Source organism: Sulfitobacter sp. 1A15106 (assembly GCF_043556995.1).
GTDB classification, from domain to species: Bacteria; Pseudomonadota; Alphaproteobacteria; order Rhodobacterales; family Rhodobacteraceae; genus Sulfitobacter; species Sulfitobacter faviae.
The window spans coordinates 1-19,714 of the sequence record NZ_JBIFFM010000017.1 but is presented as its reverse complement, the minus strand read 5'-3'; the positions used below and the strand labels follow the sequence as shown (position 1 = coordinate 19,714).

The window sequence follows — 19,714 nt, the reverse complement described above, 5'->3', positions numbered from 1 at the left end:
GATCATGGAATGGATTATCGAAAACTGGGTTCTGGTCCTCGTGATCGGCGGGATGGCTGCATTGCATCTCTTCGGGCATGGACACGGCGGGCATAAGCACGGCAAGACCGCGAAGCGTCAAACTGCACAGAAGAAGGTGCCGGACGCCTCCGCCGATACCCGGGTTCAATCGGAAGATGCCTGACTTCCCCGAATGCTGCGATCCCGTGGAGCTTTTGGACCTGTCCGGTCGCAAGGGCTTGGTCATCGGCATCGCGAATGAACGCAGTCTGGCGTGGCCCGCCGCTCTGCACTTCCGGCAGGCGGGTGCCGAGCTGGCCATCACTTATGTTAATGAGCGCACCAAGACCCACGTGACACCGTTGGCCGCGCGGCTTGAAGCGCCCATCGTCCTGCCTTGCGATGTGAAGGCGCCACAGGAACTCGATGCCGTTTTCGATGCCATCGCAGAACGCTGGGGAAAGCTGGATTTCATTCTTCATGCCATTGGCAGTGTGCCCCCCGCCGACCTGCACGGTCGTCTGACAGACTGCTCTGCCGCGGGGTTCTCGGAAGCGATGGCCGTTTCGGTTCATTCATTGATCCGTATGGCGCATCTTTCCGAACCGCTGATGACCGATGGTGGCAGCGTGATCACGCTGAGTTATCTCGGCGGCGAACGCGTGGTGGAAAACTACAACGTCATGGGGCCGGTCAAGGCGGCGCTCGAAGCCACGGTGCGCTATCTCGCGCATGAACTCGGGCCGTCAAACATCCGTGTCAACGCTATTTCGGCGGGTCCGGTGCTGACCCGTGCGGCATCGGGGCTGACCGGCTTTTCGGGCCTTCTAGAGGCGACCAAGCGCGCAGCACCCTTGCTGCGCAACATAGAAGCCGACGAGGTGGGCCGCACGGCGCTGCTTTTCGCCAGCGATTATACCAGCGGCATCACCGGCGAAGTATTGCATGTAGACGCGGGTGTTCACATCGAAAGCCCTGTTGTCGCATCCGAGATGAACGCCAATCGGGAGGATTCACAATGACCCATGCCGAAGACGACCCTGTTCCTGCAACCGCAAAGGAACGCCGCGATTTTCTCTATTATGCAACGGCATCCACAGGCGCAGTTGCCGTCGGGGCTGCGGTCTGGCCGTTGATTGACTCGATGAACCCCTCAGCCGACGTGACCGCCTCCGGTACGGTCAGGGTCGATCTGTCCGGCGTCGAACCGGGCCAGCGCATTACCGTCAAGTGGCGGGGGCGCCCGGTCTTCGTCTGGCGCCGGTCTGTTGCGGCTATCGAGGCGGCGCGCGCGGTCGAACTCGACGATCTTGTCGACACTGTCGACAGTGCGCGCGAGAACCCGAACCTGAGTGGCGACGTTCCCGCGCGAGACGAGAACCGAACGGCGGACGAAGCTGGTGAGTGGCTGATCGTTATCGGTGTCTGCACCCATCTCGGCTGTATACCGCTGGGTCAGGACGGATCCGCAGTCGGAGAATTCGGCGGCTGGTTCTGCCCATGTCACGGATCGCATTACGACACGTCGGGGCGGATACGGAAAGGACCAGCACCACGCAACCTTGACATCCCACCCTATGATTTGGGCGATGACCTGCAACTGGTGATCGGCACCTGATCGGTGCATCGACCCATTACTTGCGAAGGAGGCAACGACATGCAAACCAAGGATATTATGACGACGTCCGTGATCTCCGTCCCGCAGGACGGAAAAATCGAGGACGCCGTGCGACTGATGCTCGACCATCACGTCAGCGCGCTACCCGTCGTAGACGCGGACGGCGCCCTCAAGGGAGTGGTCAGCGAAGGAGACCTGATGCGGCGCGTCCGCGACACCGACGGCCCACGCCGATCCTGGTGGCTCGAACTGCTGGGCGGGTCGGGCGATTCCGCCCACGACTTTGTCAAGCTCAACAGCCACCATGTTACTGACGTGATGACCCGCGATGTCGTTTCGGTCGAGGAGGACACGGCGGTCGCCGAGATCGCGCGTCTTCTGGAAAAGCACCGGATCAAACGGGTGCCGGTGCTGCGTGCGGGGCGCGTGGTCGGAATCGTCAGTCGGGCAAACTTGCTACATGCCTTGTCGGCAATTCCGGACGGGGCACTTTCCAAGCCCTCAAACGATGATCGTGTGCTGCGCGCCAAGATTGACGAGGCGCTCAAAGAGGTGCCCGGTGCAGCGGTCAATCTGGTTAACTACACAGTTGATAACGGCAATGTGGCGGTCTGGGGCGTTGCCGACAGCGATTTCGAAGAGAACGCCATTCGCGTCGCGGTGGAAAACGTGTCTGGTGTCCGCAGCGTCGACATCCATATGGGCCGACTTCCGGCTTGGGCCTACGGCATATGATCAATACTGTCGGCCAAGGCTCCGCACCATTTGCATGGCCTGCAGGCCGGAAAAGTTTCCTGCATGTTCGAAAGGCCCTGATGTGGTGCAGAAGATCATGGAGAAATGGCCTGCGGGGGGATCAGACCCCGCAGGCGTTTACACAAGGTTCGGCAGAGGAAGGATGCCTGGCATCGTCGCATAAACTGGTTGACAGGCTTGTCCTCTGCCGCATGGTACCGGTCGGTGGATCCTGCGGTTGCACTCTGGACTCCAGAATGCACGAGGGTACCGGGCGCCGGAAAGCGGCGGGATGATGGCACCTGTGCCCGACCATTCCGCCGCCAGCGATGACCAGATTGAAATTGTTGGAGCCGGGCCCGCGGGCCTCGTCTGCGCGATAGTTCTGGCCAAGGCCAACCGCCGGGTCACGGTGCGTGAATGGCACAAGGATGTCGGTCACCGTTTCCATGACGATTTTCAGGGTCTGGAGAACTGGACCGACGCGCAGGACGTTCTGGACGAACTCGCCGAGGCCGGAATAGAGGCCGATTTCGATCATAGCGGCCTTACCGAAGGCGTCGTCTTCGACAGCCGCGCACGGACCCACCGGGTGCACGGAGCAAAGCCTCTCTTCTATCTCTTGCGGCGAGGCAGCGCGCCGGGGTCGCTGGACCGCGCCCTGCTGGCTCAGGCCCAGGCGGCCGGTGTCGAGGTGCGGTTCAACGATCGGGTCACGGCCACGTCGGGGAACATGATACTGGCAGGCGGACCGCGCCGTGCTGATATCATCGCGGTCGGCTACGTCTTTGACACGGCCATGCCCGATGGTGCCTGGCTTGCGTTTGGGCCGGAACTTGCCCCGAAGGGCTACGCCTATCTGCTCGTGAACGAAGGACGCGGAACGGTGGCAAGTTGCATCTTCACGGGCTTTCGCGATCAGGCGCACTATCTTGCAGCGACGGTGTCGTATTTCGAACGTCACGCCGGGCTGCAAATGCAGAATGCGCGCGGCTTCGGCGGTTTCGGGAATGTCAGATTGCCACGCACAGCGATGCAGGGCGGAAACCCGGTGATCGGCGAGCACGCGGGTTTTCAGGACGCGCTGGCAGGATTCGGGTTGCGCTATGCGATGCGAACGGGCCAACTGGCGGCAGAGAGCCTGGTACGCGGCACCGACTACTCCAGGGCCTGGCGGCAGAGTTTGCAGCCGGGCCTGAGTGCCGGCGTGGTCAACCGGTTCATGTTCAACCGGACCGGCGCGCGCGGATTGGATTATCTGATCGGAAAACTCGGTGCCAACGACACCCGCTCGGTATTGGCGACGGCCTATCGGCTGTCGTTTACCAAGCGCCTCGTGCTGCCGCTCGCCCGGTTTCGCTATCGCGAACCTCTCAAAGACCGCAGTTGCGACCATGTCGTTTGCGATTGCGTCTGGTGCCAGCACGGTCTCCATGATCCGTCCGGTGTCTGACCGCCCTGGCCATCGCGCCACCATCGAGATCAAAGCAGGTTCTCGCGCCATCATATCAGGAAGCGGCGCACCAGTCGACGACCCTGACGTTGCTGCCAGATTCACGATGCGCTAAGCGGGAACCATGCGCGTCTTTGACAGAAATTTTATTCGGGCGGACGGTATCAGCCGCAAAGCAACGGGCGTCTCGCGGTCGAGCAAACATGCGCGCGCTGCGATGTGTGTGCTGGACCTCGGCGAGGGCGAGGGCACGTTCCGGCTTTTCGTCGAAGGCGATGTGCTTTTCGACGAGATGATCGCCGCGATTGAGCGCGCGACGCGCGATATCCGCATGGAGTCCTATATCTTTGCGGCCGACGAGGTCGGCGCGCGTTTCGTGGCCGCGCTCGCGGAAAAAGCGCGCGCCGGCCTTGACGTGCGGCTGCACCTCGACGCCTTCGGTGCCGGCCAGAGAAACTTTCGCAGGCTGCGACACGAATTGAAACAGGCCGGGGTCCGGTTCCGCTGGTTTCGCCCCTTCAGCCTGCTGCACCCGCTGAGATATCTGCAACGCAACCACCGCAAGCTTCTGGTCGTCGATGGCCGGGAAGCATTCCTGGGCGGTTTCAACATACGCCGACTGAACTCGCGCCGACTTCACGGCGAGACCCGTCAGCGAGACACCCATGTGCGCGTCGCGGGCCCGCTGGTGGAGCTCGCTGTCAGGCATTTCGAGCGACTCTGGCTTGACGCTGGCCAGCTTCCGGCCAGCGCGATTCCCGATGATACCAAGGGGATCGAGGGGTTGCTGGTGCCGAGCTACTCGCGCCTGTGCCGCAAGCGGCTTGCCTGTCTGCATGCGGGGCTGATCGAAATGGCGCAAACCCACGTTTATCTGACCTCACCATATTTCAGTCCTGGAACCGTGGTCGACCGCGCGCTTCAGGCCGCCGCCCGGCGCGGCGTGGACGCACGTTTGCTGGTCCCCCGCCGGAGCGATCCGCCGGTCGCCGGCTGGGCGACTCGGGCTGCATATGCGCACCTTCTGTCGGCGGGCGTGAGGGTCTATGAATACCTGCCGCGCCAACTGCATGCCAAGACTTCGGTCATCGACGCGGCTTGGTCGATCGTGGGCTCGGCAAACCTCGACTACCGAAGCCTGTTCATCAACCAGGAGCTCGTGTTGATCGCTCGGGATCGGACCCTGGCCGAGCAACTGCAGGCGCAGTATCTGGGCGACCTCGCAGAGGCCGCTGAAATCACCCAGCCGGCGTGGCACCGCCGCGGCTTGCGCGCGCGTGGCCTGGAGGCGATTGGCTGGGCCGCGCGACGACTGCTGTAGCTGTCAGAACCGCTCGACCCATGCCAGCCCGGATCGGGCGTCCCGGTCGGAGCTGCCAAACGACTGCCTCCGGCCTGCGAGACCGCCCGCATCCTCACACTGCAAACGCGCCAATGTCCGAATTCCTGTAATGCTGTCCGTCGAGCCGCGTCTATAGAACGAAGGCAACAAGAGGAGGTCCAGATGGACAGTCTTTCCAATACCCCGAAGCAAGCCAGCGCCGCCGAGAAATCGACCGGATGTTGCGGCGGCAAATCCGACGCGCAGGGCCAAGCCAAGCCCGAGCCGCGCGTCACGGAATCCGCCAAGGAGACGCCGGCCAAATCCGGCTGCTGCTGCGGCCACTGACACGACACCCCCGCGCGGGATCTGCGTCCCGCGCGAGCCACGGCACGGCGGCGCCGGATAGCAAGGCTCTTGCGGACCGGTCCCACCGGCGGCGAGGAGGGAACAAGCCATGATGCCTATCATCTATTTCACCGCAGTCGCGGCGATCCTTTTCCTGGCCCTGCGCATGACGTGCGGGGCATGTGTCATGGGCGCGGATACCGCGACGGGGCGCGCGCGCCTGCCACTTGTGCCGCTGGGCTGGGCGCTGAGCCTGTTTCTGGCGGTGACCTATCTGGTCTGCATCGCGTTCGATCTGATCTTTCCCGGCTATGCGATGTACCAGACCTGGTCCGGCCTGCTGCCAGGGTTCGTCTGGCTGACACCGCTTGGCTTCATCGTCGGTCTGGTCGAGAGCTTTCTCTATGGCTGGTATGCCGCGTTGATCTTCGGCGGGCTCTTCAACGCCATCGCGAATAGGGAGACTTAGGCATGACACAAATCACACGTCCGAAACTACGCTTTCTGGGTGCCGCCGGGACCGTGACGGGATCGCGTTATCTGATCGAGGCCATGGGACGGCGCATTCTCGTGGATTGCGGCCTGTTCCAGGGGTTCAAGAACCTGCGAGAACGCAACCGCAAAACGTTTCCCGTGCGTCCGAACACGATCGACACTGTGCTGCTCACACATGCACATCTCGACCATTCGGGATACCTGCCGGCGCTGATCCGGGCGGGGTTCGGCGGCCGGGTCCACTGCACCGAGGCGACAGCAGACCTTTGCGGGCTTATCCTGCCCGACAGCGGACACATTCAGGAAGAAGAGGCGCGCTTTGCCGCCCGGAGGGGGTTTTCCAAACACAAGAACCCCAAACCGCTCTATACGCTCAAGGATGCAGAGGCGGCGCTGGAACGCCTTCGGCCGCATGGCTTCGATCAGAGGATCGACCTCGGCGACGGGGTCGCCGCCCGTTTCATCCCGGCCGGGCACCTTCTGGGCGCCGCCCAGATCCGTTTCGAGATCGGCGACAGGGTCGTCCATTTCAGCGGCGATCTGGGCCATGATCCCGATCCGCTGATGCGGCCGCCGAAACCGTTCGGTGGAGCCGATGTGCTGGTCTGCGAATCCACCTACGGCAATCGCTCCCATCCCGATACCGACCCCGAGGCCGAACTGGCCCCAGTCCTGAAGCGCACGTTTGCCCGTGGCGGCACGGTACTGATCCCGTCATTTGCGGTCGGACGGGCGCAGGGGGTGATGCTGCATATCGCGCGGCTCATGGCGCGGGGGGACATTCCCTATGTACCGGTGTTCCTCAACAGCCCGATGGCCGTGGATGCGACCGATATCTATCACCGCCACCACGCAGAGCATCACGTCAGCCGCGAAGACTGCGTCGCGATGTTCGAGATTGCCAAGCGCGTCAACACGGTCGAGCAATCGAAGGATCTGAACACGCGCCAGGGCCCGATGATCATCGTCTCCGGCAGCGGAATGCTGACCGGCGGGCGCATCCTGCACCATCTGGCAAGCTTTGGCGGCGACAGGCGGAACACGATCCTGCTGTCCGGCTTTCAGGCCGGCGGAACACGTGGCGCGGTGCTGGCCGATGGCGCGCGAACCTTGCGCATGTTCGGACGAGAGTTCCCGATCGAGGCCGAAGTGGTTCAGCTCCAGTCCTTTTCCGGGCATGCCGATGCCGACGAAATCCTGCGCTGGATGTCCGCCGGTCCCGCACCCACGATGACCTATCTGACCCACGGGGAACCTTCGGCTGCGGACACCCTGAGATTTCGCGTCAAACACGAGCTTGGACGATCCGTGCGCGTCCCGGAGCACCTCGAATCCGTCTATCTGGACCGGCCGCGATGACCGATACGCTTGCTCTTGTCCCCGCCGGGATCGACACCTACCGGCAACCGGTCGTCTATATGAACGAAGACTGCCACATCTGTCGCTCCGAGGGGTTCGCGGCCCAGACCCGTGTGCGGATCGACCTGGAGGACCGTTGGATCATCGCAACCCTGAATGTCGTTGGCCGCGGAGCGTGGCTTGACGTGGATCAGGCGGCGCTGTCCGCCTCGGCTTGGGCGGCGCTTGGTGCGCGAGCAGGGGACAAGGGAGCGTTTTCTCATCCCGAACCGCCCGTTTCCGCGTCGATGATCCGGTCGAAAGCCTATGGCGACAGGCTGGATCAGGCTGGGTTCGCGGCAATCGTGAGCGACACGCTCGACAGCCGGCTGTCCGATCTCGAGCTTGCCGCTTTCGTCACCGCCTGTGCGGGTGAGCGGCTGGATGAGCCCGAGACCGTGGCACTGACCCGCGCCATGCAGGGCGCCGGGCAGACGCTCGACTGGGGAGGGCGGACCATTCTCGACAAGCATTGCGTCGGCGGTTTGCCGGGCAATCGAACGACGCCGATCGTGGTTGCTATCATCGCCGCAGCGGGGCACCTGATTCCCAAGACGTCCAGCCGTGCGATCACGTCGCCGGCAGGGACGGCCGACACGATGGAGGCCATGGCACCCGTTGCGCTCGACGCCGCCGCGCTGCGCAGGGTAGTCGAAGCAGAAGGCGGGTGCATCGTCTGGGGTGGCGGGCTCGCCCTCAGCCCCGCCGACGATCATTTCATTCGTGTCGAACGCCCGCTTGATTTCGACTCGACCGGTCAGTTGGTGGCAAGCGTACTGTCGAAGAAGGCCGCGGCGGGTGCCACGCATGTCCTGATCGACATGCCGGTCGGACCCACGGCCAAGGTGCGCTCTGAGAAGGCTGCCGAGGCACTCGGCGTCCGTGTGTCAGCGGTCAGCAATGCGTTGGGTCTGAACCTGGCGCTGCATATCAGCGACGGCATCGCTCCGGTCGGGCGCGGCATCGGCCCGACGCTGGAAGCCATCGACGTGCTGGCGGTCCTGCGACGCGCGCCCGATGCGCCTGCGGACCTGCGCGAAAGGGCGCTGGATCTGGCCGGGCATCTTCTGGACCTCGCTCCCGACGGCGTGGCGGGGCAGGGACGAGACCGGGCCCGGGCTCTGCTGGATAGCGGCGCGGCTGAGGCCAGGTTCATGGCGATCTGTGAGGCGCAGGGCGGGTTCCGGGAACCCGGAACGGCGGCGCAGCGGATCGAGATACACGCCCCCCACGCGGGCCTTTTGACATCCGTGGATAACCGCCGGATCGCCCGCATCGCCAAGCTGGCAGGCGCGCCGCGTCAGAAATGCGCAGGCATTCGCTTGCTGGTGCGGTTGGGCGACCGGGTGGACGAGGGCCAGCCGCTCTATGAACTCCATGCCGAGGCAGCGGGCGAACTGGCCTATGCCCTGGCCTATGCCGAATCCCAAACCGGGGTTCTCACGCTGTCCGAGGAGGGCCCATGATCCTCATACCGTTTCCCGAAATGAAGCTACTGACCGAAACTCTGGCACTCGCGATGGGGGCGGAATTGCGCACGCTCGACTGGCACCATTTCCCCGATGGCGAAAGCCTGATGACCTTGCCGGGCGATCTGGACGGGGCCGACGTGGCGCTCCTGGCGACATTACGCAATCCAGACCATCATGCGCTGCCGTTGCGCTTCGCCGCGGCGACGGCCCGCGAGATGGGCGCGCGCCGCGTCGGATTGATCGCACCCTATCTCGGTTACATGCGGCAGGACAGCCGTTTCGAGGCTGGGCAGGCGGTCAGCGCGCGGCTTTTCGCGCACTTCCTGGGTGAAAGTTTCGACTGGCTGGTGACGGTCGATCCGCATCTGCACCGGATCGCTCGGCTGGAGGAGGTTTTCCCGATCCCAGCGGTGCGCGCCGTTTCCGCCCCACTGCTTGCAAACTGGATCAAGACTAACCTGCCCGACGCTGTTCTTTTGGGCCCCGATAGCGAAAGCCAGCAATGGGTGGCCGAGGTGGCCCGGCTGGCCGGACGGCCCTATGAAGTGCTGCGCAAGGTCCGGACCGGCGACCGTCAGGTCGAGGTCAGCGTGCCGGAAAGTGCCGTGTTGCGCGATGGCACGCCCGTGATCCTGGACGATATCGCCTCTTCGGGACGGACCTTGGTGCGCACCATTGAACGGCTCGTTGCGGCGGGCAGCCGCGCGCCGGTGTGCCTCGTGATCCACGCGGTTTTCGCCGGTTCCGCACATGATGACATTCTGGCAGCCGGTGCCGCAAGGATCATCACCACCGACACCATACCGCATCCATCGAATGCGATCGGAATCGCCGACGTTCTGGCTGAAGCATTCGGGTCGCTTGGGGTGCGAGCGGGCACAAGCATCGACTAGAGAAGCAGGGAAATCAGGATGTCCGAAAACCACAACAGGCACTTGGAGACGCCGGCCGCCGGGCAAGTGCGGACAAGGGATCGGGCCGCTCTCTATCGTGGCAACGAACCGGCCTTTGCGGATTGGGTGCTTGGCGCGGGTCTTGCGGCCCATGACGACCTGACACAGGTGCGGGTCCACGACATGGTCGATATTCTCGAGCGTCGCGGGCGAGTGCGCGACAGGGCCGAAGCCTGGCGTATCCTCGCCGCAGCAGATCGCATCACGAAGGCGGCAATGTGGCTCGTGGTGCATATGACCTATGCGCGAAACGTGCGCACGGACGGGACACCGCTTGACGCCGAGGATTTCAAAGCCGGTCCCGATGGTCATACCGGCGGGTCGCTCAACATGGTTCCAGCCTATGTCGGCTATCTGGCTGCAAACGCGCTTGGCGGCATGACACGATCCTGGCTGATGGGACAGGGGCATTGCGTTGCCGCGATCGACGCGGTGAACCTCATCGTCAACAACATGTCGTCCGAACAGGAGAACCGATACTCGTTTTCCGATCCCGGCCTGACGCGCTTCGTTCGGGATTTCTATTCCTACGAGATCACCGCAGAGGGACGCCCCGCATCTGCGCTCGGCAGCCATGTGAACGCGCATACCGCCGGCGGTCTCATCGAAGGCGGCTATCTCGGCTTTGCCGGACTGCTCTACGGGCACATGCCTCAGCCCGGTGAACATCTTGTGGCGTTCATGAGTGACGGTGCTTTCGAAGAACAGCGCGGAAGCGACTGGGCACCGCGCTGGTGGCGTTCGAAAGACACCGGGCCGGTCGCCCCGATCATGATCGCGAACGGTCGACGGATCGACCAGCGCACGACAATGGCGCAATCCGGCGGCGTGGACTGGTTCCGTCGGCACCTGCGGCTGAACGGTTTCGATCCGATCGATCTGGACGGGCGCGATCCGGCAGCCTTCGCTTGGGCGATCTTTGAGATCGAGGAACGTCTCGCCGCCGAAGCCCTGGCCGTTCGGGAAAAGGACGAAGCACCTGCGATCCGTCTACACTACGGCATCGCGGAGACGGTCAAAGGTTTCGGATTTCCCGGCGCCGGCACGAACCGTGCGCATAACCTGCCGCTCGAGGGCAATCCGCGAACCGACGCGGCCGCCCGCCGTGACTTCAACGAAGGTGCCGCGAACCTCTGGGTGCCGCCAAAAGACCTGTCGGATGCGGTGCTTGCGCTCAACAACCATGACGCCTCGGGACGTCCCAAGGAGCGGGCCCATCCCCTGATCTCGCGCCCGGCGGTGACGCCCAGCCTGCCCGAACCGCCGTGGCACGCCTCTGAGGGTCGCAGAAACGTCTCGCCGATGGAAGGTCTCGACCAATACTTCGAAGCGCTTGTCCTCGCCAATCCCGGCCTGCGCGCCCGCGTCGGCAACCCTGATGAAATGCGCAGCAACAGGATGAACGCGACCCTAGATCTGCTGAAGCATCGTGTGACCGCCCCCGAGCCCGGGATGCCGGAATCCGAGACCGGTGGCGTGATAACAGCCCTTAACGAAGAAGCCGTCATATGCGCCGTTCTGGGAAACAAGAGCGGTCTCAATCTGGCAGTCTCCTACGAAGCCTTCGCCACGAAAATGCTTGGCGCTTTGCGCCAGGATTTGATCTTCACGCGGCAATTGATCGCCGCAGGTCGCCAACCCTATTGGCTTGGCCTGCCGGTTGTCCTCACCTCGCATACGTGGGAAAATGGCAAGAACGAGCTGTCCCATCAGGACACGACCGCCGCCGAAACGATGTGGGCGGAAATGTCCGATCTCTCTCGCGTCGTGTTTCCTGTGGACTGGAACAGTGCCGTCGCATGCCTGCGGGATGTCTTTCGATCACACGGGGCGATCTGGACGATGGTGGTTCCCAAGCGCGAAGTTCCAGACGTGCTATCTCCCGAACTGGCACAACGGGTGCTGGCCGACGGCGCGGTCTGCCTGCGCGATGTCGGTGGCGATGACCCGGAATTGATCCTGGTCGCCGTCGGCGCCTACCAACTGGCCGAAACTCTCACGGCGTCGGATCGCCTGAAAGAAAAGAGCGTGCGGCACCGTGTCATCGTGATGGTCGAGCCGGGACGGTTCCGCAGCCCCCGCGACGATCATGAGGCGAAGATGACCGCCTCCGACGCGACGCTCGAAATGTTCTTTCCCGAAACGGCAGGCGCCCGGGTCTTTGTCTCGCATACCAGGCCGGAGCCGCTCGGCGGTCTCCTCCGCCGCCTCGATACCGGATCGCGGAAGTCGAGATTCCTCGGGTTCTGCGGTCGCGGTGGCACACTCGATGCAGACGGAATGCTGTTCGCCAACCGATCAACCTGGGCGCATGTTCTTGCGGCTGCGGCGGATGTCACGGGGCGGCGGGCGCTTGATTTTCTGACAGAAGCCGAATTCGATGCGGTTCAGGGACGTCGCGCGCCCGCAGGAGTTCTTTTCAAGGGACATGACGTATGACGCGAAAAAAGACTGGCCATAACCTTGCAGAAACTGCGCGAATGGCTCCGACGCGTGGGGGCTGGTTTCATGTCCCCTCGATCCACAACTGACTACGGGAATGTGTTATGACAAGACATCACGAAAAACATTTGGATAATGACAATCCGCCGAGGCCGCCCTCGTTCTGGAAATCACGCGCGGGCATCTACCTGATCTTTGCGCTCATCCTTGGTGGACTACTGCTGGGTTACGAGCATCGGGTGCACATTCTGGGCAGCGGGTTGCTGATCTGGCTCCCTTTGCTGCTTTGTGTTGGCATGCATTTCTTCATGCATGGCGGTCATGGTGGCCACGGCGGACATGGCGGCCGCGGATCGGGTGATGACAAATGACGAGCGACCCGGGATCGTCATACGGGCTTTGGCTGCTCGTGTTCATCAATTCGGCGGTCTTCATTCTGTTCGCGTTCAGTTTCTTCAAGCCACAGACATCGCGTGACTGGCGCAGCTTCGGCGCATTCAGTGCTTTCATCGTGGCACTTTTTGTCGAGATGTACGGGTTTCCGCTGACGATCTTTTTCCTGTCGGGTTGGCTCCAATCCAACTGGCCGGGGATTGACTGGTTCGCCCATGACAGCGGGCACCTTCTGGAAATGATGTTCGGCTGGGAAGCGAACCCGCATTTCGGGCCGTTCCATTTCCTCAGCTTTGCATTCATCGGTGGGGGCTTCTGGCTGATCTCGGTGGCCTGGCACCATCTCTGGGCAGCACAGCGGGCCGGGCGACTGGCGGTCACGGGTCCCTACGCCCGGATACGGCATCCGCAATATGTGGGGTTCGTTCTCATCATGGCAGGGTTCCTCGTGCAATGGCCGACAATCCTCACGCTTGCAATGTTCCCGGTTCTGGTCTGGATGTATGCGCGACTTGCCAAGAGCGAGGAGGCCGACAGTCGGGCCCGGTTTGGCGAGGCATGGGAGAGATATGCAGAGAATGTTCCGGCGTTTCTGCCTCGATTCCGGGAAGTTGCCGCGCAATGAACGCAAGCGTTCTGTTCCGTTTTTTGCAGAGCGCAAGCTGGCTATCGGGAAACCGGAGCGGCGTCAGTTTTTGCCGACGATCGAGCGCTCGCCTGCGAATTGATCGAAGATTGAGTTTGATATCGGAAATGCAAGACGGATTTGCGATTTAGAAGCGCCGAGACCAAGAGGGTGAACGGAGTGAGCAATCTGGTGATCCTCGGAGGATCCGGTGATGTCGGGTCGCGGCTTGTTCGCCTCCTTTCCGACCATCAGGAATGGAAGGTTTGGGCGGTTTCCAGGCGAAACCGTGCGGTTGAAACGGCGCATGAAAACGTGGTTTACACAGCCCTCGACGTGGCGCGCCCCGACGCGGCCCATTCACTTCCCGACGACGCCATGGTCGTAAATCTGACCGAAGCGACACCGCCGGGGCTGGTCGCTGAAATTCTCGCAAGAGGCGGTACGGTGCTCGATACATCGGCGACGCCGAGCTATGTCCACGCCCTGATCCGGGCGGCGGACGGGACAAACGGGTGTCTTGTGACGGGTGTTGGAACTGCTCCGGGTCTCAGCACATTGATGGCGGCAGCTCTGGCAAGCGACAAACGGGTAGAGACGCTGCGTATCGGAGTCGAGCTTGGCATGGGCCGTCACTACGGGAAGGCAGCGTCTGAGTGGTTCTTTCGGACGCTTGGACAGCCTTATGACGACCCGGTGACGGGCCGGTCTGTATTTCCTGGCACGCACCCCTGGTGGTTTAGTTTCGCACAGAACGAGGCGCCGAGACTGGCGCTCGATGTGGCGTTTCCCGATGAGGGAATTCATCCTGGCGGACGCGAAGTCCGTGTTCACCATTACCTGGCCGTCGATCCGCCATTTGTCACACGCCTGTTTGCAGTGGCACAACGGCTTTGGCTCGGACGCTGGATGTCAGAGCATTCCCGGCGATTGACAAAGCTTTCAGAGTGGCTGCCGCAATTCGGGCAATTAAGAACACGGATCGCGGCGGTTGCGTTCGATCGCGACGGCAAAGAGATTGCCGCGAACCTGTTCGAAGGTGGCGATCAGGCTGATTTGACGGCTGCGATGATATTGGTGACACTTGATGCAATGCGGTTCGGCGATGCGCGACAGGCAGGGGCCAATTCGATTGTTGACCACCTTGATCTGGAGCAGGCGCTGAGCGGTCTGCGTCGCCACTTGGCAGGCGGAGCGGCCATACACACGAACGCTTGGCAAAGGCCAAACTAAGAAACAGGAAAGACGGGGCAAATCATGAATCACGAGCACGGCCACGGCGGCGACGGCTACAAGAAGAACTCCATCACTTTGGGCGGCGCGGTTGCCATGGGCACGGGCGTGATGATCGGGGCAGGGATCTTTGCCCTGACAGGGCAGATTGCCGAACTGGCCGGGCCGCTCTTTCCCATTGCGTTCATCATCGGTGCGATCGTGACCGGGTTCAGTTCCTACAGCTACATCAAGATGTCCAACGCCTGGCCTTCGGCAGGGGGGATCGGGATGATCCTGCAAAAATGCTACGGGCCGGGAGGGATTGCGGCTGGGGCGGCGCTGCTGATGGCGCTCAGCATGGTGATCGCGGAAAGCCTCGTCGCACGGACCTTTGCCACATATCTCTTGCGTCCCTTCGATATCGAGGGCGGACCTCTGGTGCCCATCCTCGCGGTCGGGGTGATCCTGTTTGCCTTTCTTGTGAATATCGCGGGCAACCGATCGATCGGGCTGTTCTCGATGGTCATGGCCGCGATCAAGATCGGTGGCATCGCGCTCTTCGGGATCGCTGCCCTGTGGTCGAGCGGGTTTGGCTTTGCCGCCGCGACGCAAGACGCTGGCGACTTTGGCGCGATGGGTTTCGTCGCCTCGGTCGCGCTTGCCATTCTTGCGTTCAAGGGGTTCACGACGATCACCAACAGCGGGGCTGAGATCACCGATCCCAACCGCAATGTGGGGCGCGCAATCATCATTTCGATTGCGCTGTGTGTCGTTGTCTATCTGCTTGTGGCCTTCGGTGTCGGCTCCAGCCTGACCATCGATCAGATCATCTCCGCCAAGGACTATTCGCTGGCCGAGGCGGCGGAACCGGCATTGGGACAGGTCGGCTTCCTGCTGACGGTCCTGTTGGCCGTGGTGGCGACAGCTTCGGCCGTGCTGGCAAGTGTGTTTGCCGTCTCGCGGATGCTGGCGATGCTGACGGACATGAAGATGATCCCGCACAGCCATTTCGGCATGTCCGGTCCGATCCAGCGGCATACGCTGGTCTACACGGTGGTCATCGCATCCTTTCTTGCCGTGTTTTTCGATCTGAGCCGCATCGCGTCGCTGGGTGCGTTCTTCTACCTGACAATGGATATGGCTGTGCATTGGGGTGTCTGGCGCTACCGCAGGGCAGAGATCGGCGCCTCGGGTGTCGTCATTCTTGCAGCACTCGGGTTTGATGCGATCGTTCTGGTCGCGTTCACGGCCATGAAGCTGCAGAGCGATCCGGCCATCGTCGCCTATGCGGCCGTTACGATCGCGGGAGTCTTTCTGTTCGAACGCGCCTATCTGTCGCGCTGGCTGGCGCCGCAAGATGAGCCCGCCCACAGTTGACGGATGTGGCCACGCAATCGGTCCGCGACGGGCGGCGCGCGGGGTTCGCCATGCTCGTCGGTCTTGCTCTGGGTATGGTGGCCGCGAACTCGCCGCTGGCGGACATCTATGCGATTGTGCATCACCTGCCTCTGCGGGTTGGGGCGGGCACCTGGGCAATCGAAGCCCCTCTGATCGAGTGGATCAATCAGGGCCTTCTGACGGTCTTCTTCTTTCTGATTGGCATCCACACAAATCACGAGCTGACCCGTGGGGCGCTGTCCGAACCCAGTGCGGCCATGCTTCCGGCAAGTGCGGCGCTTGGGGGCATGATCGTGCCGGCAGCCATATATCTTGGAGTCAATTTCGGAGATACTGTCGCCCTTCGTGGGTGGGCGATCCCCATTGCGACAGACATCGTCTTGGTCCTTGGCGTCCTTTCGCTGTTTTCGGGTCAGCTTGGTCCTGCGATCATCGCCTTTGCAACGGCCGCCGCGATTTTCGACGACCTCGGCGCAGTAATTGTCATCGCATTGTTCTACGGATCGTTCGATCAGCTTTGGCCGCTTTGGATGGTGGTTGGCGGCTTGGCAGGTCTATTTCTACTCAATCGAACCCGAAGGGCATCGCTCGTGCCTTACCTCGCCTTCGGCTGCGTTCTCTGGGCAGGACTTATACTGACCGGTCTCGAAGGAGCGATTGCAGGGGCAATTGTCGGGTTTTCTCTGCCGCTGTCGTCGTTTCCGCCAAGAGCGACAGCGCGCGCTGAGCGGCGCGTTTCGCCATTTGCTCTGTTCTTTGTCGTGCCGATCTTCACCTTCTTCAACGGCGGCGTTATGCTGGATTTTTTTCCCGCCGATCCACAGGCATGGTCCGTGGCCATCGGTATTGCGATGGCGCTGATTGTCGGAAAGCCTTTGGGACTTCTCGCCGGAACACTCCTGGCGCTTCGCCTCGGCATCGGAACACTCCCGCCCGGCACCTCGATGCGGGACGTCATTGGGGTCGCACTGCTGTCCGGTGTCGGCTTCACCATGAGCCTGTTCATCATCGGCGCGGCTTTCGACGCAACCCCGATCGCCGCAACGGCAAAACTCGCCGTTGTGGGCAGTTCAGCTGTCGCCGCTTTGCTCGGCCTCATTGCGTTCAAGAGCCGCTGATCGGTTGAGCCCTCTAACAACGGATGCCTCACTCCTCATCTTTGGGCTCGAGGCAAGGCTCCCAGTCCCACAGACGGTTCATTGTTGCAAACAGGAAGGACGCAGACCAGGCGATCATCAAAAGCCCGTTCAGTGCCTCGACACCGGCGAGAAATCTCAGATGACCGGTCGGGACGATATCTCCGATCCCGAGCGATGTGTACATGACGGCCGAGAAATATAGGTAGTCGAGCGGGTGTGCCATGTCGGACCCCTCAAAGCCACCGATCCCGAACCACGCCCCCGCAATCCAGAAGCCGCCCGCAAAGAGCCCGATCTGGAACAGATGGGTGACAAACAACAGACTCACGATGGAAAGCACGCGCGTATGCGGCCGCATTGGAACCGATGCCATGCGGCCTGAGCAGAAGCGCAGGGACATCAGATGCAGATAGGCTGTGGCGACGAAGAGTGCGACGGATATGGCTATCGAAACTAACAACTTATGATCCCTCTAACGATCTTTACGCAAGAAAGCGCCGTGATCCAATGCCTCAAGTAAAGCTACCATACGTTTGATTGGACTCCGGGTCCAACCCATAGTACAACTTTTGCCATGGCTCCCATGAAGCGCTTCCAGAATGTCACGCCCGAGAGACAGGCGGCAATCCTCGATGCTGCGGCGGCAGAGATCGCGACTTATGGCCTGTCCGGCGCCTCGATAAACCGTGTCATCACCGCTGCGGGGATGAGCAAATCGTCTTTCTATCATTATTTCGAAGGCAAGGACGATCTCTATGCCGCCGTGACGCAACGGGCGCTTGACGACCTGCTGGCAGCCATGGTTCCCGGCGCGCCGCCCGCGACCGCCTCGGACTATTGGGCGATGTGGGAGGCGATGTATCGCGCCTTTTTGCAACGCCAGTTGACCGATCCCGTCCTGGCGGCCCTGAATTGGAGCGCGATCCAGGCGCGCGCCGACGGCACGGCGCATCCCGCACTTGAATTACTGGCGGGGCAGATGCGTCAATGGCTGGAAGCGCTGATCCTTCAGGGCCAGGCGCTTGGCGCGGTGCGCACCGACCTGCCGCAGGACCTATTGATGGATGCCACCTTCGGGATGCTCGAGGGCGGCGACCGCTGGTTTGCCGCAACATGGAGCGAGATGTCCGAAACACGAGTCGCAGAGGCCGCAGCCCGGATCGTTGGCCTTTTGCGCGACCTGACCGAACAAAAAGGAGAGCGGGAATGACTTCCGCGACCGAACACGCATTCACCGCGGGCGGGACTGGTGCTGCCCGCCCCCTGAAACTGGCGCTCCTTTTCTCGATCCTTGGCGAGGCTGTGATCCTCCTCGTCTGGGGGTTCTACCTTTTCCCCAAGGGCAGCTGGTTCAACAAGACCATGTGGACCCTGGTCTATTGCGGCGTTGGAATGGGCGGTGCATTCGGTGCGGTCTTGGTGCTGGGTTTGCTGGGCCGAGTGGACGGCTGGCGTGCCGTGGGCCTGACTGCGCTGCTGTCAACGGTGATGCTGGGGCTGTTTTGCAATACCCTTTGTCTCAGGCTCGATATGACCTTCGGTTATTTCGGTGCCCAGGGTGCGGGCCTTCTGTTCATGCTCAATGGCATCGTCATGTCCGCACTGGGCGGCGCCGTCCTTGGCTGGATGACATTTACGGATCGGGGCAGGGCCTTCGGGCCTGACTGGCTGAAATGACCCACGGACAGCGCCTGTTCCGCGTCCTGTTCCGCCCGGTCGTGCGCGCGGCGGCGATGCGGGCCATTCTGGGCCGCAACCGGGTGCGCGGCGAGATGGCGAAGGGCCGTTTCACCCGGGCGGAGATCCACGCGCTCCTAACGGATACATGGACCCGTTTCGAGAAGCACGCAGCCGAAATCCCGCACGAACGCAGCGCCGGTGCGCGGCTCTGGCTTTTGAACGGCGCGCTGATCATCTCTGCGATCCAGTCCGCCATCGACCGCGGCGTCGAGCGTGCCTATGCCATCGAACTGGTCGGCGATGCGGCATGGATCATTTACCGCAGGTTCATGGCCGTTCCGGACGCGGTTGTGCGCCTGACGACCCGCGACCCGGCAAAGCGTCTCGAACGCGACACGCATCTGATTATGGACATCTTTCCCTTCGGCCCGAAGTCCTATTGCAAGCGTTGGATCGACAGCGATCGTGGAGGGGTTTTCCTGGTGACGCGGTGTCCCTACCAGGAGCTGCATCACAAGCTGCTCTCGCCGGAGGACGCCCGTGACTTTTGCCAAGGGATGCCTGTAATCTGGACTATCCGCTGGCGGAGATGTGGGGAGGGCAACTGGAACGCTCTCAAACGCTCGTCTCTGGCGGCAGGTATTGTGATTTCCGGTATGTGCGCGCGGACCGGATGAACCTGAAAGAGACGAAATGCCCATGACCAAAGGCAATATTTTCGCGCATCTCGGTGCTGGATAAAATTCTCGACTGGATCTGCAAAATCTCTTTGGGGTAATCGCGAAACCTCGCGATCCGTTGGAATTACGGATGATCGCCGCGTCTATTCGAAAATGGAGGATCGGACCGATTTTCTCTACGCTTCTGCTGTTTAGAAGATGCGGCTGAGCAAATTGTGTGCAGATGTTTTGATCAGGCATTTTAACATAAACTTCATTATGCGTATTTATACTGTAGCCGCAAAGCAGTAATGTCACCCATCGGCAAAGCAGAAGTGTCACTCTCCTTGCATACGGTAGCGAGGATTAG

22 protein-coding genes are annotated in these 19,714 nt (G+C 61.9%); 20 read left to right on the top strand and 2 right to left on the bottom strand.

Annotation, left to right across the window (positions count from 1 at the left end):
- Positions 1-4 precede the first annotated feature (4 nt).
- The 17 genes from ACGYKA_RS18820 (at position 5) to nhaA (ending at position 16,984) form a co-directional block, all read left to right on the top strand.
- Positions 5-184, top strand: a complete 180-nt coding sequence (locus tag ACGYKA_RS18820) for a hypothetical protein (RefSeq protein WP_017469950.1) — start codon at positions 5-7, stop codon at positions 182-184.
- On the top strand, positions 177-1,022 hold the full coding sequence (gene fabI, locus ACGYKA_RS18815) for an enoyl-ACP reductase FabI (protein ID WP_185805115.1): 846 nt from the start codon (positions 177-179) through the stop codon (positions 1,020-1,022). The genes ACGYKA_RS18820 and fabI overlap by 8 nt, the downstream gene beginning before the upstream one ends.
- Entirely contained in the window at positions 1,019-1,618 is a 600-nt protein-coding gene (petA, locus tag ACGYKA_RS18810) for a ubiquinol-cytochrome c reductase iron-sulfur subunit (protein WP_185805114.1), read from the top strand. Before fabI ends, petA begins: the two co-directional genes overlap by 4 nt.
- A gap of 39 nt (positions 1,619-1,657) precedes the next feature.
- Positions 1,658-2,353, top strand: a complete 696-nt coding sequence (locus ACGYKA_RS18805) for a CBS domain-containing protein (protein ID WP_185805113.1) — start codon at positions 1,658-1,660, stop codon at positions 2,351-2,353.
- 292 nt (positions 2,354-2,645) lie between these two features.
- Entirely contained in the window at positions 2,646-3,806 is a 1,161-nt protein-coding gene (locus tag ACGYKA_RS18800; protein ID WP_221892722.1) for an NAD(P)/FAD-dependent oxidoreductase, read from the top strand.
- A gap of 124 nt (positions 3,807-3,930) precedes the next feature.
- The gene (locus tag ACGYKA_RS18795; protein ID WP_221892721.1) at positions 3,931-5,127 is read left to right on the top strand and encodes a phosphatidylserine/phosphatidylglycerophosphate/cardiolipin synthase family protein; all 1,197 of its coding nucleotides are present in this window, start codon (positions 3,931-3,933) and stop codon (positions 5,125-5,127) included.
- Between the two features lie 183 nt (positions 5,128-5,310).
- Positions 5,311-5,475 carry a hypothetical protein gene (locus tag ACGYKA_RS18790; RefSeq protein WP_157835932.1) on the top strand — a complete coding sequence of 55 codons (165 nt, stop codon included), beginning with the start codon at positions 5,311-5,313 and terminating at the stop codon, positions 5,473-5,475.
- Positions 5,476-5,584: 109 nt separating this feature from the next.
- Positions 5,585-5,944: a DUF5676 family membrane protein gene (locus ACGYKA_RS18785; RefSeq protein ID WP_043847459.1), complete on the top strand. Its 360-nt coding sequence runs from the start codon at positions 5,585-5,587 to the stop codon at positions 5,942-5,944.
- A gap of 2 nt (positions 5,945-5,946) precedes the next feature.
- The gene (locus ACGYKA_RS18780; RefSeq protein WP_394439587.1) at positions 5,947-7,329 is read left to right on the top strand and encodes an MBL fold metallo-hydrolase; all 1,383 of its coding nucleotides are present in this window, start codon (positions 5,947-5,949) and stop codon (positions 7,327-7,329) included.
- Positions 7,326-8,834 carry a thymidine phosphorylase family protein gene (locus ACGYKA_RS18775; protein ID WP_348159419.1) on the top strand — a complete coding sequence of 503 codons (1,509 nt, stop codon included), beginning with the start codon at positions 7,326-7,328 and terminating at the stop codon, positions 8,832-8,834. Before ACGYKA_RS18780 ends, ACGYKA_RS18775 begins: the two co-directional genes overlap by 4 nt.
- A complete protein-coding gene (locus tag ACGYKA_RS18770) occupies positions 8,831-9,733 on the top strand; it encodes a ribose-phosphate diphosphokinase (RefSeq protein WP_043847455.1) in 903 nt (300 codons plus the stop codon). The genes ACGYKA_RS18775 and ACGYKA_RS18770 overlap by 4 nt, the downstream gene beginning before the upstream one ends.
- 18 nt (positions 9,734-9,751) lie before the next feature.
- The gene (locus tag ACGYKA_RS18765) at positions 9,752-12,232 is read left to right on the top strand and encodes a xylulose 5-phosphate 3-epimerase (RefSeq protein ID WP_065335117.1); all 2,481 of its coding nucleotides are present in this window, start codon (positions 9,752-9,754) and stop codon (positions 12,230-12,232) included.
- A gap of 107 nt (positions 12,233-12,339) precedes the next feature.
- Positions 12,340-12,606: a DUF2933 domain-containing protein gene (locus tag ACGYKA_RS18760; RefSeq protein WP_081749914.1), complete on the top strand. Its 267-nt coding sequence runs from the start codon at positions 12,340-12,342 to the stop codon at positions 12,604-12,606.
- Positions 12,603-13,253: an isoprenylcysteine carboxylmethyltransferase family protein gene (locus ACGYKA_RS18755; protein WP_017467753.1), complete on the top strand. Its 651-nt coding sequence runs from the start codon at positions 12,603-12,605 to the stop codon at positions 13,251-13,253. The genes ACGYKA_RS18760 and ACGYKA_RS18755 overlap by 4 nt, the downstream gene beginning before the upstream one ends.
- Positions 13,254-13,433: 180 nt before the next feature.
- Positions 13,434-14,486 (top strand): NAD-dependent epimerase/dehydratase family protein, encoded by a 1,053-nt coding sequence (locus ACGYKA_RS18750; RefSeq protein WP_065335119.1) that lies wholly within the window; start codon positions 13,434-13,436, stop codon positions 14,484-14,486.
- Positions 14,487-14,510: 24 nt separating this feature from the next.
- A complete protein-coding gene (locus tag ACGYKA_RS18745) occupies positions 14,511-15,845 on the top strand; it encodes an APC family permease (RefSeq protein WP_088664342.1) in 1,335 nt (444 codons plus the stop codon).
- Between the two features lie 5 nt (positions 15,846-15,850).
- Positions 15,851-16,984: a Na+/H+ antiporter NhaA gene (gene nhaA, locus ACGYKA_RS18740; RefSeq protein ID WP_227513937.1), complete on the top strand. Its 1,134-nt coding sequence runs from the start codon at positions 15,851-15,853 to the stop codon at positions 16,982-16,984.
- A gap of 28 nt (positions 16,985-17,012) precedes the next feature.
- Here the strand turns inward: nhaA and ACGYKA_RS18735 are convergent, their stop codons facing one another.
- The gene (locus ACGYKA_RS18735; RefSeq protein WP_227513932.1) at positions 17,013-17,465 is read right to left on the bottom strand and encodes an ion channel; all 453 of its coding nucleotides are present in this window, start codon (positions 17,463-17,465) and stop codon (positions 17,013-17,015) included.
- Between the two features lie 123 nt (positions 17,466-17,588).
- On the opposite strand from ACGYKA_RS18735, the gene ACGYKA_RS18730 reads away from it, so the two are divergent.
- Complete coding sequence (locus ACGYKA_RS18730) at positions 17,589-18,215, top strand: TetR/AcrR family transcriptional regulator (protein WP_065335121.1); 627 nt, start codon at positions 17,589-17,591, stop codon at positions 18,213-18,215.
- Entirely contained in the window at positions 18,212-18,682 is a 471-nt protein-coding gene (locus ACGYKA_RS18725; protein ID WP_088664340.1) for a hypothetical protein, read from the top strand. Before ACGYKA_RS18730 ends, ACGYKA_RS18725 begins: the two co-directional genes overlap by 4 nt.
- 137 nt (positions 18,683-18,819) lie before the next feature.
- Here ACGYKA_RS18725 and ACGYKA_RS18720 read toward each other — a convergent pair whose 3' ends face one another.
- Positions 18,820-19,197: a hypothetical protein gene (locus ACGYKA_RS18720; RefSeq protein ID WP_110812048.1), complete on the bottom strand. Its 378-nt coding sequence runs from the start codon at positions 19,195-19,197 to the stop codon at positions 18,820-18,822.
- A gap of 77 nt (positions 19,198-19,274) precedes the next feature.
- On the opposite strand from ACGYKA_RS18720, the gene ACGYKA_RS18715 reads away from it, so the two are divergent.
- Positions 19,275-19,388, top strand: a complete 114-nt coding sequence (locus ACGYKA_RS18715) for a hypothetical protein (RefSeq protein ID WP_141100289.1) — start codon at positions 19,275-19,277, stop codon at positions 19,386-19,388.
- Positions 19,389-19,714: the final 326 nt, after the last annotated feature.

Bases quoted from the DNA above. Each gene is read 5' to 3' on its own strand.
- ACGYKA_RS18820 (WP_017469950.1), top strand. From the start codon at position 5: ATGGAATGGATTATCGAAAACTGGGTTCTGGTCCTCGTGATCGGCGGG.
- fabI (WP_185805115.1), top strand. From the start codon at position 177: ATGCCTGACTTCCCCGAATGCTGCGATCCCGTGGAGCTTTTGGACCTG.
- petA (WP_185805114.1), top strand. From the start codon at position 1,019: ATGACCCATGCCGAAGACGACCCTGTTCCTGCAACCGCAAAGGAACGC.
- ACGYKA_RS18805 (WP_185805113.1), top strand. From the start codon at position 1,658: ATGCAAACCAAGGATATTATGACGACGTCCGTGATCTCCGTCCCGCAG.
- ACGYKA_RS18800 (WP_221892722.1), top strand. From the start codon at position 2,646: ATGATGGCACCTGTGCCCGACCATTCCGCCGCCAGCGATGACCAGATT.
- ACGYKA_RS18795 (WP_221892721.1), top strand. From the start codon at position 3,931: ATGCGCGTCTTTGACAGAAATTTTATTCGGGCGGACGGTATCAGCCGC.
- ACGYKA_RS18790 (WP_157835932.1), top strand. From the start codon at position 5,311: ATGGACAGTCTTTCCAATACCCCGAAGCAAGCCAGCGCCGCCGAGAAA.
- ACGYKA_RS18785 (WP_043847459.1), top strand. From the start codon at position 5,585: ATGATGCCTATCATCTATTTCACCGCAGTCGCGGCGATCCTTTTCCTG.
- ACGYKA_RS18780 (WP_394439587.1), top strand. From the start codon at position 5,947: ATGACACAAATCACACGTCCGAAACTACGCTTTCTGGGTGCCGCCGGG.
- ACGYKA_RS18775 (WP_348159419.1), top strand. From the start codon at position 7,326: ATGACCGATACGCTTGCTCTTGTCCCCGCCGGGATCGACACCTACCGG.
- ACGYKA_RS18770 (WP_043847455.1), top strand. From the start codon at position 8,831: ATGATCCTCATACCGTTTCCCGAAATGAAGCTACTGACCGAAACTCTG.
- ACGYKA_RS18765 (WP_065335117.1), top strand. From the start codon at position 9,752: ATGTCCGAAAACCACAACAGGCACTTGGAGACGCCGGCCGCCGGGCAA.
- ACGYKA_RS18760 (WP_081749914.1), top strand. From the start codon at position 12,340: ATGACAAGACATCACGAAAAACATTTGGATAATGACAATCCGCCGAGG.
- ACGYKA_RS18755 (WP_017467753.1), top strand. From the start codon at position 12,603: ATGACGAGCGACCCGGGATCGTCATACGGGCTTTGGCTGCTCGTGTTC.
- ACGYKA_RS18745 (WP_088664342.1), top strand. From the start codon at position 14,511: ATGAATCACGAGCACGGCCACGGCGGCGACGGCTACAAGAAGAACTCC.
- ACGYKA_RS18730 (WP_065335121.1), top strand. From the start codon at position 17,589: ATGAAGCGCTTCCAGAATGTCACGCCCGAGAGACAGGCGGCAATCCTC.
- ACGYKA_RS18725 (WP_088664340.1), top strand. From the start codon at position 18,212: ATGACTTCCGCGACCGAACACGCATTCACCGCGGGCGGGACTGGTGCT.
- ACGYKA_RS18720 (WP_110812048.1), bottom strand. From the start codon at position 19,197: ATGCAGCTCCTGGTAGGGACACCGCGTCACCAGGAAAACCCCTCCACG.
- ACGYKA_RS18715 (WP_141100289.1), top strand. From the start codon at position 19,275: ATGTGGGGAGGGCAACTGGAACGCTCTCAAACGCTCGTCTCTGGCGGC.